Source organism: Streptomyces sp. NPDC085944 (assembly GCF_040686295.1).
Taxonomy (GTDB): Bacteria; Actinomycetota; Actinomycetes; order Streptomycetales; family Streptomycetaceae; genus Streptomyces; species Streptomyces salinarius.
Genome location: NZ_JBFBJX010000010.1, coordinates 1 through 14,092, shown reverse-complemented (window position 1 = coordinate 14,092; position 14,092 = coordinate 1). Strand labels below are relative to the sequence as shown.

12 protein-coding genes are annotated in these 14,092 nt (G+C 72.4%); 5 read left to right on the top strand and 7 right to left on the bottom strand.

The annotated features are described in order from the left end of the window. Positions 1–84 precede the first annotated feature (84 nt). Both AB0P07_RS20505 and AB0P07_RS20500 read left to right on the top strand, forming a co-directional pair. The gene (locus AB0P07_RS20505; RefSeq protein WP_365552500.1) at positions 85–1,635 is read left to right on the top strand and encodes an alpha/beta hydrolase; all 1,551 of its coding nucleotides are present in this window, start codon (positions 85–87) and stop codon (positions 1,633–1,635) included. Positions 1,636–1,776: 141 nt separating this feature from the next. After that, entirely contained in the window at positions 1,777–3,318 is a 1,542-nt protein-coding gene (locus tag AB0P07_RS20500; protein WP_365552498.1) for an alpha/beta hydrolase, read from the top strand. A gap of 71 nt (positions 3,319–3,389) precedes the next feature. Here the strand turns inward: AB0P07_RS20500 and moeZ are convergent, their stop codons facing one another. From moeZ to AB0P07_RS20465, 7 genes are all read right to left on the bottom strand, one after another. Next, a complete protein-coding gene (moeZ, locus tag AB0P07_RS20495) occupies positions 3,390–4,568 on the bottom strand; it encodes an adenylyltransferase/sulfurtransferase MoeZ (protein ID WP_061442663.1) in 1,179 nt (392 codons plus the stop codon). A 63-nt stretch (positions 4,569–4,631) separates the two neighbouring features. Then, entirely contained in the window at positions 4,632–5,405 is a 774-nt protein-coding gene (locus AB0P07_RS20490; RefSeq protein ID WP_365552496.1) for a spherulation-specific family 4 protein, read from the bottom strand. Next, the gene (locus tag AB0P07_RS20485) at positions 5,393–6,451 is read right to left on the bottom strand and encodes an NAD-dependent epimerase/dehydratase family protein (RefSeq protein WP_365552494.1); all 1,059 of its coding nucleotides are present in this window, start codon (positions 6,449–6,451) and stop codon (positions 5,393–5,395) included. Before AB0P07_RS20485 ends, AB0P07_RS20490 begins: the two co-directional genes overlap by 13 nt. Before the next feature lie 111 nt (positions 6,452–6,562). Then, complete coding sequence (locus AB0P07_RS20480) at positions 6,563–7,660, bottom strand: hypothetical protein (RefSeq protein WP_365552492.1); 1,098 nt, start codon at positions 7,658–7,660, stop codon at positions 6,563–6,565. After that, complete coding sequence (locus AB0P07_RS20475) at positions 7,657–9,516, bottom strand: DUF3492 domain-containing protein (protein ID WP_365552490.1); 1,860 nt, start codon at positions 9,514–9,516, stop codon at positions 7,657–7,659. Before AB0P07_RS20475 ends, AB0P07_RS20480 begins: the two co-directional genes overlap by 4 nt. 215 nt (positions 9,517–9,731) lie before the next feature. Next, complete coding sequence (locus AB0P07_RS20470) at positions 9,732–11,291, bottom strand: DUF3152 domain-containing protein (protein WP_365552488.1); 1,560 nt, start codon at positions 11,289–11,291, stop codon at positions 9,732–9,734. An 8-nt stretch (positions 11,292–11,299) separates the two neighbouring features. After that, a complete protein-coding gene (locus AB0P07_RS20465) occupies positions 11,300–12,376 on the bottom strand; it encodes an alpha/beta hydrolase (RefSeq protein ID WP_365552486.1) in 1,077 nt (358 codons plus the stop codon). Between the two features lie 202 nt (positions 12,377–12,578). Here AB0P07_RS20465 and AB0P07_RS20460 point away from each other — a divergent pair, with 202 nt between their 5' ends. The 3 genes from AB0P07_RS20460 to AB0P07_RS20450 all read left to right on the top strand — a co-directional run bounded on the left by AB0P07_RS20460 (position 12,579) and on the right by AB0P07_RS20450 (position 14,011). After that, a complete protein-coding gene (locus AB0P07_RS20460) occupies positions 12,579–12,800 on the top strand; it encodes a hypothetical protein (RefSeq protein ID WP_365552484.1) in 222 nt (73 codons plus the stop codon). 200 nt (positions 12,801–13,000) lie between these two features. Next, positions 13,001–13,642 carry a TetR/AcrR family transcriptional regulator gene (locus tag AB0P07_RS20455; RefSeq protein WP_030400709.1) on the top strand — a complete coding sequence of 214 codons (642 nt, stop codon included), beginning with the start codon at positions 13,001–13,003 and terminating at the stop codon, positions 13,640–13,642. Between the two features lie 141 nt (positions 13,643–13,783). Then, positions 13,784–14,011, top strand: coding sequence for a DUF3107 domain-containing protein (locus AB0P07_RS20450; protein ID WP_007444428.1), 228 nt, complete (start codon positions 13,784–13,786; stop codon positions 14,009–14,011). Positions 14,012–14,092: the final 81 nt, after the last annotated feature.

Below are 14,092 nucleotides of genomic sequence, written 5' to 3'. Positions count from 1 at the left end.
CTCGTCTCCTCAATCCGACGTCGTGCGTCCCTCGTACGGCCCTGGTCCCGAGCGTGTGCTCCCGCGCGACCGCACGATGGACGCATGCCGATTCCCCCCCGGCTGCGCGCCGCCGCCCTGACCGCCACCGCCGTCACGCTGTCCGTCCTGCTGGCGGGCTGCGGCGGAGGAGCCCAGGAGGACGACGGGGACCTGGCGGGCCAGAAGCTCGACTGGAAGGACTGCCCGGCACCGTCGGAGGCCGAGGGTGGCGGCGCCGCCCCGTCCCCGCTGCCGGACGGCGACGCGTGGCAGTGCGCCACCATGAGGGCGCCGCTCGACTGGGACGATCCCGAGGGCGACACGATCGGCCTCGCGCTGATCCGGGCCAGGGCCGACGGCGAGGCGGACCGGCGGATCGGCTCGCTCGTCTTCAACTTCGGCGGGCCGGGTGGATCGGGCGTCACCACACTGCCCGCGTTCGGCCAGGACTACGCGAAACTGCGCACCCGCTACGACCTGGTCAGCTTCGATCCGCGCGGTGTCGGCCGCAGCGACCCCGTGGAGTGCCTGGACGACAAGCAGCTCGACACCTACTTCCAGCAGGACGCCACCCCCGACGACCGGGCCGAGCGCACGGAGTTGGTGGACAACACGGAGAAGTTCAACGCCGCCTGCGAGAAGAACTCGAAGAAGATCCTTCCGCATGTGCGCACGACGGACGCCGCCCGCGACATGGACCTGATGCGCCAGGTACTCGGCGACGAGAAGCTGTACTACTTCGGCATCTCCTACGGCACCGAACTCGGCGGCGTCTACGCCCACCTGTTCCCCAAGCAGGTGGGCCGTGCCGTCTTCGACGCGGTGGTCGACCCGACGCAGACGGCGGAGCAGAGTTCGCTGGGCCAGGCGAAGGGGTTCCAGCTGGCGCTCGACAACTTCGCCGAGGACTGTGTGTCGAAGACCGAGGACTGCCCCATCGGGGACACGGCGGACGACGTCGAGGCACGCATCGCACGGCTGCTGAAGGACCTCGACCGCAAGCCGATCCCGGGTGTCTTCCCCCGCGAACTCACCGAGACCGCCGCGACCGGCGGCATCGCGCAGGCGCTGTATTCGAAGGACTTCTGGGAGTACCTCACCGAGGGCCTTGAGCAGGCCTACGACGGGGACGGGCGGGTCCTCATGGTCCTTTCGGACGCCTTGAACGGGCGCAACGAGGACGGCCAGTACAGCAACATCAGCGCGGCCAACGTCGCCATCAACTGCGCCGACGACAAGCCGCGGTACGACACCGCGTACGTGGAACGCAAGCTGCCCGAGTTCCGGGACGCGTCCCCGCTGTTCGGCGACTACCTCGCCTGGTCCATGCTCAGCTGCACCGACTGGCCGGTCGCCGGAGCCGCCGACCATCCGGACGTCGGCGCGGCCGGTGCGCCACCGATCCTGGTGATCGGCAACACCGGCGACCCCGCGACGCCCTACGAGGGCGCCGGCCGGATGGTGGACGCGCTGGGCAAGGGCGTCGGCGTGGAACTGACCTACAAGGGCCAGGGCCACGGAGCCTACGACAGCAAGAACCGGTGCGTGCAGGATGCGGTGCACGGCTATCTGCTCGACGGCAAGGTGCCGGCGGCCGGGACCGTGTGCTCCTGACCGCGGACGGCGGCAGCGCATCGGCGAAGTGGCAGGTCAGAACGTTGTCCACAGGCTTCGGCGGACGCTGCGCGCTCCACCTACCATGGCATCGATGCCGTCCGCCGCACGGTGCGGACGGCTTGCAAGGGGGGAGGGGACATGGTGCGTCTCACGAGGTGGACGGCTCTGACGGCCGCAGCGGCACTGCTGACAGCGGGCTGCGGCGCCGGTTCGTCCGACGAGGACAAGGACGACGGGGGCAGGAGCAGCGCGGGACCCACGGCGGCGGCGCCGTCCGGGGTGCCGAAGACGCTGGCGTCCCAGACGCTGGACTGGGCCCGCTGCAAGGGCACCGACGACGCACCGGCCCCGGACGGCGACTGGCGGTGCGCCACCCTCAAGGCGCCGCTGGACTGGTCCGATCCGGATGGCGAGACGATCGATCTCGCGCTGATCCGGTCCAGGGCGAGCGGGGGCGACCGCATCGGCTCCCTGCTGTTCAACTTCGGCGGCCCAGGGGGCTCCGGCGTCTCGATGATGCCGTCCTACGCCGACACCATCTCCTCTCTGCACGAGCGGTACGACCTGGTGAGCTGGGACCCGCGCGGAGTGGCGGCCAGCGAGGGCGTCCGCTGCCGCTCCGACGAGGCGATCGAGGCCGCCGAGTCGGTGGACTCCACGCCGGACACCCCGTCCGAGGAGCAGGCGTATCTGAAGGACGCCGCCGCCTTCGGCAAAGGCTGCGAGAAGGCCGCCGGCCAGCTCATGGAGCACGTCTCGACCACGGACACCGCCCGCGACATGGACCTGATGCGCCACGTCCTGGGCGACGAGAAGATGCACTACTTCGGCATCTCCTACGGCACCGAACTCGGCGGCGTCTACGCCCACCTGTTCCCCAAGCACGTGGGACGCGTGATCCTCGACGCCGTGGTGGATCCGAGCGCCGACACGATGGGCCACGCCGAGAACCAGGCCAGGGGCTTCCAGCGCGCATTGGACGACTACCTGAAGTCGACCGGCCAGGAGCCCGAGCAGGGATCGCAAAAGATCGCCGACCTGCTGAAGCGGCTGGACGCGGAGCCGCTGTCCACCTCCTCGCCGGGGCGCGAGCTGACCCAGACGCTCGCGCTCACCGGCATCGTGCTGCCGCTGTACAGCCAGAGCGGCTGGCCGGCGCTGACCAGTGCGCTGGAGGCGGCCGAGAAGGGCGACGGCTCCGAGCTGCTGGCGCTCGCCGACGGCTACAACGAGCGCGATCCCTCGGGGCGCTACGGCACGACGACCCACTCGCAGCGGGTCATATCGTGCCTGGACGACAAGCAGCGGCCGACCGTGAAGGAGACGAAGAAGCTGCTGCCGAAATTCGAGGAGGTCTCGCCGGTCTTCGGCGCCTTCCTCGGCTGGGACACGGCCGGATGGTGCCACGACTGGCCGGTGGCCGGTCAGCACGCGACCCCGGAAGTGAGCGCGCCCGGCGCGGCCCCGATCCTGGTGGTCGGCAACACGGGCGACCCGGCCACGCCCTACGAGGGCGCCCGGCGGATGGCGGACGAGCTGGGCGAGGACGTCGGCGTGGTGCTGACCTTGGAGGGCGAGGGCCACGGCGCGTACGGCAGCGGGAGCGACTGTGTCGACTCGACGGTGGACGCCTACCTGTTGAAGGGGACGGTGCCGAAGGACGGCAAAGTCTGCTCATGACGGCGGCGGGGGCTTCGGGCACCTGCGGTGCGCGAAACCCCCGCCGTCCGGGAAGCGGATCCGGTAGCCGGTCAGTAGACGGGCTTCTCCGGCTCGATCTGGTTGACCCAGCCGATCACGCCGCCGCCGACGTGGACGGCGTCCGAGAAGCCGGCGGACTTGAGGACCGCGAGGACTTCCGCACTGCGGACACCCGTCTTGCAGTTCAAGACAATCTTCTTGTCCTGCGGAAGGCTCTCGAGGGCGGAGCCCATGAGGAACTCGTTCTTCGGGATCAGCCGGGCGCCCGGGATGGAGACGATCTCGAACTCGTTCGGCTCACGGACGTCGATGAGCTCGATGTTCTCGCCGTCGTCGATCCACTCCTTGAGCTGCTTGGGAGTGATCGTGGAGTCGGCGGCCGCCGCCTGGGCCTCCTCGGACACGACGCCGCAGAAGGCCTCGTAGTCGATGAGCTCGGTGACGGTCGGGTTCTCGCCGCAGACCGCGCAGTTGGGGTCCTTGCGGACCTTGACCTGGCGGTAGGTCATCTCCAGGGCGTCGTAGATCATGAGGCGACCGACCAGCGGCTCGCCGATGCCCGCGAGGAGCTTGATGGCCTCGTTGGTCTGGATGGACCCGATGGACGCGCACAGCACGCCCAGCACGCCGCCCTCGGCGCAGGAGGGGACCATGCCGGGGGGCGGGGGCTCCGGGTACAGGCAGCGGTAGCAGGGCCCGTGCTCGGACCAGAAGACGGAGGCCTGGCCGTCGAAGCGGTAGATCGAGCCCCAGACGTAGGGCTTGTTCAGCAGCACGCAGGCGTCGTTGACCAGGTAGCGGGTCGCGAAGTTGTCCGTACCGTCGACGATCAGGTCGTACTGGCTGAAAATGTCCATCACGTTGTCGGCCTCGAGCCGCTCCTGGTGAAGGACCACGTCCACCAGCGGATTGATGCCCTTGATGGTGTCGCGGGCGGACTCGGCCTTGGGCCGGCCGATGTCGGCCTGGCTGTGGATGACCTGACGCTGCAGGTTCGACTCGTCGACCTCGTCGAACTCGATGATGCCGAGCGTGCCGACACCGGCTGCCGCCAGGTACATCAGGGTCGGCGAGCCGAGGCCGCCCGCTCCCACGGCGAGCACCTTGGCGTTCTTCAGCCGCTTCTGCCCGTCCATCCCCACATCCGGGATGATCAGGTGGCGGGAGTACCTGCGGACCTCGTCTACGGTGAGCTCGGCAGCCGGCTCGACCAGGGGTGGCAGCGACACGGGGACTCCGTTGATCGGTCAGTAATTACGGTTGTTCCGCCTGTAACACTGCCACGGCCTTTTTCATTCCGAGACACCCGTCCCGACTCGCGAGACGATTTCGTCCCAGTAGCCGGGCATCGTGTCCCAGAGGTCCGCGCGACTGCCGCAGTCCGTGCGGTCGGTGAAGTAGATCGTCGCGGCTCCCTGCCAGCGGGCGATGCGCAGCGCTTCCTCCAGGTGCCCGCGGGGCACCCCGTGGACCAAGTGGCAGAAGCGGTCGGGCGGATAGTCCGCGCTCCACTCGGCCGCCTGGGACCAGCGGTAGTCGGCCCAGGTTCCGGAGAAGGTGACGAGCTGGTCGGCGTTCTCGGCGTAGCCGGGGTAGGGGTGGGTCCCGTGACCGAGCACGATGTGGGCATCGTCACGGATCGCCCGGAGAGTGTTCACCGTGCGGCGGACCTCGGGGAGGGCGGCGCGTTCCGACGGGCAGCGGTCGAGGAGGAAGCCGTCGACCTGGTACCAGTCGAGATACCGGCGGGCGTCGGAGATCTGTTCGCCGAGGCTGCGGGCTCCGTATGCGGCGTCGAGATGGCCGAGGACGCGTACGCCCGCGTTGCGCAGGCGGCCGGTGGCCTCCAGGCAGCGCGGGTCGGGGTGGGCGCCGGGCCCGTCGGCGACGTTGAGGACGACCCAGTGCAGCGGGGTGCCCGGGCGGGTGAGGCCGGCCCACTCGTCGGGGGCGACGAGGGGGTGGGCCAGTCCCGGCACACCGAACCCGGTGCGGACGCCGGTGTTCGCGACGCCTGTTCTCGCACTGCCGGTGGTACCGGTGTTGGTGCTGGTCAGATGCGGCATGCCGCCTCCATCCAGATGTCGGCGAGGGACTCTTCGAGAGCGATTCGGGGCCGCCAGCCGAGCCGGTCGCGTGCGGTGCGCACATCGGCCTGCTGCCAGCTGCCGCAGCCGTCGGGGTACGGGTGGGGGGCCGGTGCCGCGTGTTCGGGGTCGCTGCGCTCGCCGCGACCCCCGAGAGGGTCCGGGCGGTGGTGGCCGAGGGCGTCGGCCCGATGGTGCCCGAGGGCGTCCACGCGGTGGCCGACGGATTCGGCGCGGGGGTGGCCGATGGTGGGCCGCAGGGCACCGGGGGGTCCGTCGAGTTCGTGCAGGGCGCCGCCGTAGCCGGCGACCCGGGCGAGGGTGGCGGCGGCGTCGCGCAGGCGGACGGCTCGGCCGGAGCCGATGTTGATGACGCCCTGGGCGGCGGAGAGCGAGGCGGCGTGCACCGCGCGGGCGACGTCGCGGACGTCGATGAAGTCGCGTTGGGCGCCGAGGCCGCCGAGGCGCAGTTCCCCGTCGCCGGACTGCATCGCACGCCGCATGGCCTCGGCGAGGCGGCCCAGTGGAGAGCCGGCGGGCGTGCCGGGCCCCGCGGGCGAGAAGACCCGGAGGACCACCGCGTCCAGGCCGGAGCCGAGGACGAGTTCGGTCGCGGCGAGCTTGCTGACGCCGTAGGGGCCGCCCGGGCGGGGCACGGCGTCCTCCGCGGTGGAGGAGCCGGGCTGGCTGGGGCCGTACTCCGCGCTGCAGCCGACCTGCACCAGGCGAGCGCCGCAGCCGCTGCGGCGCAGGGCCTCGCACACGGTCGCGACGGCGACGGTGTTGTGCCGGGTGAGTTCGCGGGCCCCGCCCCGGGTGGTGCCCGCGCAGTTGACGACCACTCCGGGGTGGACCGCGTCGAGGAACCGCGTGAGGGCGCCGGGGCTGCCGGTGGCGAGGTCGAAACGGACGTCGGCGTCGTCACCGCGGCCGAGCGCGGTGAGCTGGACAGCGGGGTCCGCGAGGAGACGGTCGGCGACGAAGCGGCCGATGTAGCCGTTGGCTCCGATCAGCAGAACTCTCATCGGGCGGCTCCCGGTGCCGAGGCGTCGGGTCGGGAGGTGGTCATCTGGGGGCTCCTTCAAGGGGTGATACGAGGGTTTCGAGGACGTGGGCGTGGCTGTCCGTGCGCACGCTCACGGCGTTCGCCCCGTGGGCGCGTGGGCCGAGGCCCTGGTCAGCCGACGGGATGCGTGGACCAGCAGGGCCAGGGCGCCGATCCCGCAGGCGGCCGTCGGGACGCCGGCGGGGCCCCAGGCGGCGACCAGCGCCTCCACGGGGGCGCTCAGGAAGCCGAAGCCGGGAAGGCGGCCGGCGAAGAGTGTGGCCAGGGCGGCCGCCTCGGCGGTGGCCGTGGCGGTGAGGACGAGCGTGGCGGCGTGGATGTGACCGTGCACGGTGAGCAGCCGGGCGAGCAGCAGCAGGGCGCCCAGAGTGAGGCCCTGCGGATGGGCGGCGGGCTCGCCGAGCACGGCGCCGGTCAGCGCGAGCAGCGCCGCGAGGGCCCCCGTGTACAGGACGAACGTGCCGAGCAGCAGGGGCCGTACGGAGGCGGAGAAGTCGGCCAGGCCCCGGCTCGTGGACAACTTGCGGCGGGCACCGCTGCCGAAGAGGTGGGCACATCCGACCGCGGGCGCGTAGGACAGCGCAAGGGCCAGGACGGGAACGACGGTGACGGGCCACGGGCCGGCGGCGGAGCCGTCGGGGAGGCCGTCGGGTCCGCCGGTGGCGACGTTGCGGAGAAGTCCGTCGCCGAGGAGGGCATAGCCGACGAGCCAGCAGGTCCAGGCGCTGGTGCTGCGCGTCGCGGAACTCAGCGGCCCGCGCCGCAGTGCCGCACCGAGGGCCAGGGCCACCGCGAGGACGCCGACGGCGGCGGCGATCAGGCGCGGTCTGCCGTCGCTGAGGCGCAGGCCGGCCACGGCGGCGGCGCACACCACGCCGGGCAGCACGGCGAGGACGACCCCGGCGGCGCGTGGCCCGCCCGGCCGGGGCGCCGGTACGTCCTCGGTGCGGGCCGGGGTGTCGCCGTCGCGCGGGACACGGGCGTACATCTCCTCGGCGAGGGAGAAGACATCCCGGTGGCGGAAGCGCGCGGCGGTGCGGTCGGTGACGCCGTGCGCCTCCAGACCCGCCGCGATCTCCAGCGGGTCCACGGCGCGTTCGCACAGGTCGCGGTGCCGGTGCAGCAGCCCCCTGACGGGGTCCGCGGCGGAGCGGCCGATGCCGCTCATCGGGCCGCCCCCTCGGGCGCCGGCACCGGGGCCGTGGCGCGGACCGGGCCGTCCGTGGCCCAGCCCGGAGGGCCGCTCCGGGGCTCACCGGGACCGCCCCCGGCCGCGACACGGGCCACGGGGGCGCTCCAGCGGCCGGGGACGTGGGCCTCGGCGGGGACGCCGAAGGGCAGGGGCTCGCCGGTGTCGTCGAGGACGACTCGGCGTACCGGGGTACGCGAGAGGATCTCCAGGTAAATGCCGTGAAATGCCGCGACATTCTGCTCGACGGTGAACAGCTCCAGTGCGCGGGCACGCGCGGCGGCGCCCAGTCGTTCCCGGCGCTCGGGGTCGCGCAACAGCGCGACACAGGCCTCGGCGAGCGCCCGCGGGTTGCGCGGGGGCACGACGAGTCCGGTGCCACCGATGGCCTCCACCACCGCGCCGACGTCCGTCGACACCGTCGCACGGCCGCAGAACATGGCCTCGACGAGCCCGGTCGGAAACCCTTCGACGACGCTGGAGAGCACCACCAGGGCGCCCGCGGCGTACGCGTGGGCACGGGACGGCAGCTCGGGTGCGCCGATCTCCTCGAAGGAGACCGGGTTGCGCCCGACCGCGTGCGGGCCGTCGGCCTCGTCGGGGAAGAGCTGCGCGGCCAGCCCCTTGCAGTGGGCGAGATAGGCGGCGCCTTCCGGCCCGGAGGGGGTGCCGACGATCCTGAGGCGCGCCGCGGTCTCCGCCCTGCGGACCGCCGCGAAGGCGTGCAGCAGCGAGACCAGGTCCTTGGCCGGCTCGACGCGTCCGACCCAGACGAGGGTCTGCGGGTCGGCGCACTCCGGGAACTCGGCGGCCTCCGCGAAGGGGGTCGCGTCCATGCCCGGGTGGACCGTGCGGAGCTTGGCGCGGTCGGCCCCGCAGCGCTCCTGCCAGCGGCGTGCGTGCGTGTTGCCGGGGGTGATCGCGGCCGCGCGGCGGTAGGTCTCGGCGGCCAGCCGACCGTGGAAGGCGGCGAGCAGGGCCCGTATCGCGGGCGAGGAATCGGGTTCCGTCAGGTAGTGCGTCCGCAGCCGCACGCCGTACTCGGTCACGAGCAGGGGGACGTCGCAGAAGTGCCGGGCGAGCAGGCCGGGCAGGGCGGCCGTGCCGCCGGAGGTCGCGTGGCACAGGTCCACCGAGCCGAGGTCGTCGTCCTCGTACCAGTCCAGCGACAGGGGGCGCAGGGCGCGTTCGAGGCGGGCCGCGACGGTCAGCAGGTCGGGAACGCGCGCCTCGCGTGCCGAGCGGTGGGCGCCGGGCGCGCGACAGGCGCGCTCCAGGGCGCGTACGGCGGTCTCCGAGCGGAGTGCGGCGGGCAGTCCGCCCTCGTCGCGGGCGAGTTCGGCGAGGCCGTACAGCGCACTGGCGAAACGGTCCGCCTCAAGGGCCGACCGGCCTTCCGACGCCGCCGCCGACTCCCCGCCCGGACCATCGCCCCGGCCTCCGCCCAGGCGGGCGCCCCGGCCTCCGCCCAGGCGGGCGCCCGGGACTCCGGACAGGCGGGCGCCCGGGTCCCCGGACAGACCTGCGGACGGGTCACCGGGGACGCCGTTGCACAGAGCCATGGCCAGCTCGCCGTAGGACTCGGCGAAGCGCCGACGCGCGCGCCGTCCGTGGACGATTCCGTCGTCCACGGCCTCCCACAACGCAGCGGTGCGCACCCGGCCGACCTGCGTCGGCAACGGAACCCATCCCTCGGCCTCCACCCGCTCACTGCGGCTGAGGGCGTAGACGTCGAACTCGTGCTGCTCCAGTCCGCGCACGAGCCGGTCGCACCAGAGCCCGGTCTCACCGCTCACATACGGATAGCCACCCTCCGTAAGCAGTCCGATGCGCACGCGCGCACCCCCGATCTCCCGTTCAGGGAGCCGCCGTTGGCCCGGCGGCTCGCAGCGGGACGAACGTATGCGGACAAGGAGGTGGCGCGATGGACGGTTGTCCATCGCGCCACCAAAAGGGGTGAACGGTCGTAACTTTCCCGTGCGACACGCGTTCGGTCGCGCTAAGAGATCAGTCGGTCACCAGGCGTGATGCCCAGGCCCGACCTGGCAGGTCAACTGTTCGGAAAGGCCCAGGGGTTCGGGCGGCAGTCGATTCCGTCGTGGTCGATGAACTTCGTCTGCTGCTGCATGACCGGGGCGAGTTCGCCGTCCTTGTCGCAGGTGACATGGTTGAACCCGATGCGGTGACCGACCTCGTGATTGATCAGCATCTGGCGGTACGCGTAGATCGCGTCACCGTAGGGTTCGGCACCCTGCGCCCAACGGTAGGCGTTGATCATCACCCGTTCGGTGGCGGCCGAGTCGCAGGACACGTTGTCCTCGGTGGTGTCCAGGCCGGACTTGGCGCACCACACGGCGGTGGTCCCGGGGCTGGCCAGCGTGATGACGAAATCGGGCTGCCCCGACTCGATGCGCTCGAAGGTGCGGGCGCCGTTGTGGGACCAGCTCCGGTCGTCGTTGAGCGTCTTCTGCACGGCGTCGGCGAAGAGTTCGCCGTCGAGGCCGAGCCCCTGCTCCACGTCCACGCGATAGGTGTACCTCTGCCCCTTCCCGGTCCCCTTGGCGATGCCCGGGATCGCGTCGAACTTCCCCGAGCCCTTGAGCGTGGCGCTGAGCGGGTACGTCCTGCCCATCTTCTGTTCGTACCTCAGCGGCTTCGCGGAGGCGGACGCGGAGGGTGTCGGCCGTTCGTCGTCCCGTGACGCGGGGTCGTGGGCGCCCCGGGCCTGTTCGGCGGCGGACTGGGAGCTCATGTCGTCCCCGTCCGGCCCGTCGGCCACCTGACCGGCCACGACGACGGCCAGCACGGTGGTGACGGCGGCCGCCGCGATACCGGTGAAGGTCCGGCCCTTGGCGCCCTTGGCCGGCGCGGGGCCACCCGTGGGCGACGGGTCGTCGGCATCGTCGCCGACACCGCCGTCCCCGTGCCCGTCGGCGCCCGCGTCGGCGGCGCTCCAGTCGGTGACGGAGGCGTACGGATCGGCGGGCGGCGCGCCGGGAGTACGACGCGCGGGGCGGGCCGCGAAGACGTCGTCGCCCTCGTCGAAGGCGTCGAGGTAGTCCTGCCGCGGCCCGCCCTGGGGCGCCTGCCGCTGCCGCGGGAAGGGTGCGGACGGAACGGACGGCCCCCGGGGCGACGACGGTGCGAAGGACCCGGGGGCGGCGCCGGCGCGCGGTTCCGTCCCGGTTCCGTGCCCCGGACCGGTCCGGCCTCCCAACTCGCCCCAGCCGCCCCCCGGTTCATGCTGCTCGGGGTGACCGCCCCGGACCCGGGGCACACCCTGCGCCGGGGTGCCGTCGGGGTACCTGGGCACCCCGCGGGCGGGCGTACCGTCGGGAAACCGCGCATGCGGTTCCTGCGCCCCGTGGGGCGCAGGGGACCCATAGGGCTCGTGCGGCCCATAGGACTCGTGCGGCCCGTACGGCTCGCTCGGCCCATACGGTTCATGCGACCCGTTGGCTCCTTGGGGCCCCTGCGCCCCCTGCGACTGCTGCGGCGTCCCGTCCGGGCGCCGCGAGTCAGGGGCCCGCGCGGCCGGGTTCCGGCGTGTTGCGGCGTCGTCCGTGGCGTCGGCCCTGGGGGCGGGCCCGCGACGGCTGTGGCGTCCCACGTCGCGCCTCAGCCTCCTGTGGTCTGGTTGGCGGGCTCGCCGTCGACGGCCCCGTCGGTCCTCTCGTCACCCGCCGGATTCCCGCTGTCCACGGCACCCGAGCCAGCCGCGGCGTCCACGGTGGTCGCGGCTGTCGCGGTGTCCGCGAGGAGCTCACGGAACGCCGTGGCCACGGCCTCCGGGTACTCCATCATCGCCACGTGTCCCGCGTCCGGCAGGGTCAGCAGCCGGGAGGCGCGGAAGGCGCGGGCAGCCCGTTGGGCCATGCGATAGCCGACGAGTTGGTCGCGTCCACCGTAGACCAGGAGCGTGGGTGCGAGAACCCGCTCCGCCTGTCGCCACAGTCCTTGCTGGCCGCCCACCGTGTACGCGTTGACGATCCCGCGGGCGGAACGCGCCATCGCGTCCCAGAAGTACGGCTGCCGCAGCCGCCGCTCCATTTCCTCCACGGCGGCGCGGAAACCTTCCGGCGTCACCCGCCCCGGGTCGCCGTAACAGAGCGCCCTCACGCCGTGGACCCGCTGCTCAGCCGTCCACTCCCGGGTGAGCCGGTTGAACAGCTGGACCACCCCCGGCAGCGCCAGCAGGCCCGTCGGCAGGGCGCTGCGCTGCACGCGGATCTCCGGCAGCGCGGGCGAGACGAGGGTCAGCGTCCGCACCAGGTCGGGCCGCACCGCGGCGACACGGGTCGCGACGGCGCCGCCGAGCGAGTTCCCGAGGAGGTGCACGGGGCCTCGCCCGGCCGCGTCGAGATGGCGGACGACCGCGCGCGCGTGGCCCGTGATCGAGTAGTCGCCGTCGTCCGGCGGCGGGGAGTCGCCGAAACCGGGCAGGTCGAGGGCCTCGCTGTCGACGACGCCGTCCAGCAGCGGCATGAGCGCGGACCAGTTCTGCGAGGAGCCGCCGAGGCCGTGGACGTAGAGAGCCGGCGGCAGCCCTTGCCCGGCGGGCGGTCTCGACCGCACCGTCAGGGTCATTCCGGGGAGGCGGACCGACCTGAGCCGCTCCCCGTCCGCGACCCCGACGGCCGCGACCTTCGGCAGCACGTTGACGGGCGGCACGGACGGCGGCTCGGTCGAAGACATGTGGCAATGTTACGAGATGATCACGCAGTGGCTCATGTGTTCGCAGTCACAGGTGGTGCCGCGACGGCGCACGGACGGGGCACCACGGGTACGGACGCCGGGCGACGCATGGCGTCCGGATCGGGTGTCTCCTACGCTCGTGAAGTGGGCACCCGCGTGTGGCCCCTGCACCCCAGGGACGTTCATAGGAAGGGAGCCCAGGATGACCGTCGACCCGACCGACCCCGAGACCTTCGACGACGAGGCAGCGGAAGCGGAGGAACGCGACGTGGAGGCACCGGACGCCGACACGGCCGAGCAGCGGGCGGTCGTCGGACAGGAGCGCGACGAACCGCTGACGGGCGTCGAGCCGGACCGCGCCAACGAGGCCGACCTGGCCGAGCAGGCCCGGGTCGTCTCGCAGGACGAGGACGACTACCGCTGAGACGGGCCTCGCCGGACGGTCTCGTCAGACAGCAAGGGAGGCCGATCCTTGCCCGGCCTGAGTCCTTTTGAAACCTGTTGTGCGGCTTTCGCCACCGTCCGGTCCGTGAAATTCTGCGCTCGCAGCACCCACACCACGGTTACCGAAAAGTACGATGTCGAAGCGGCGCACACCGCACGAGGACGACTATGGGAGGCGGCGTGACAGCCATCGAGCAGACAGAGGCGGTACGCCCGCGGGGCACACGCCTTCCCCGCCGAGCCCGACGCAACCAGTTGCTGGGCGCCGCACAGGAAGTGTTCGTCGCCCAGGGTTACCACGCGGCCGCGATGGACGACATCGCCGAGCGCGCCGGCGTCAGCAAGCCGGTGCTCTACCAGCACTTCCCCGGCAAGCTCGACCTCTACCTCGCCCTGCTGGACCAGCACTGCGAGGCGCTGATCCAGTCCGTGCGCAGCGCGCTCGCGTCGACCTCCGACAACAAGCAGCGCGTCCGGGCGACGATGGACGCGTACTTCGCGTACGTCGAGGACGACGGCGGCGCCTTCCGCCTGGTCTTCGAGTCGGACCTGACCAACGAGCCCGCCGTGCGCGAGCGCGTGGACAAGGTCACCAACGAGTGCGCCGAGGCGATCTGCGACGTCATCGCCGAGGACACCGGTCTCTCGCGCGCCGAGTCCATGCTGCTGGCGTCGGGGCTGGGCGGCCTCGCGCAGGTGGTGGCGCGTTCCTGGCTGCACAGCGACCGCAGCGTCCCCCGCGACCAGGCGGTCCAGCTGCTGACCTCGCTGGCCTGGCGGGGCATCGCGGGCTTCCCGCTGCACGGCACCGAGCAGCACTGAGCGCGCGGGACGGGTTCTGTTCCCGCCGGCTGTTCGCTCCTGGCGTTCTCCGGCGCAGCGTGTACGTCCCCTCACCGGGCTAATGTGTGCTGGTACGGCGCGGAAGATCGCGCACTTGATGACCGTCGGAGGGACATAGCCGTGGAGGTCAAGATCGGCGTGCAGCACGCGCCCCGCGAGATCGTTCTGGAGAGCGGTCAGAGCGCCGAGGAGGTCGAGCGCGTGGTGGGCGAGGCGCTGGCCGGCAAGTCGCAGCTGCTGAGCCTCGTGGACGAGCACGGCCGCAAGGTCCTGGTGCCGGCCGACCGTCTCGCCTACGTGGAGATCGGTGAGCCGGCTCCGCGCAAGGTGGGCTTCGGCGCGCTGTAGTCGGCGACGCGAACGCGGAAGTGGGTGGGGGGCGCGGGGGGGGTAACCCCCGCCCCCCCCCCACACCCCCGGGGGCGAAAC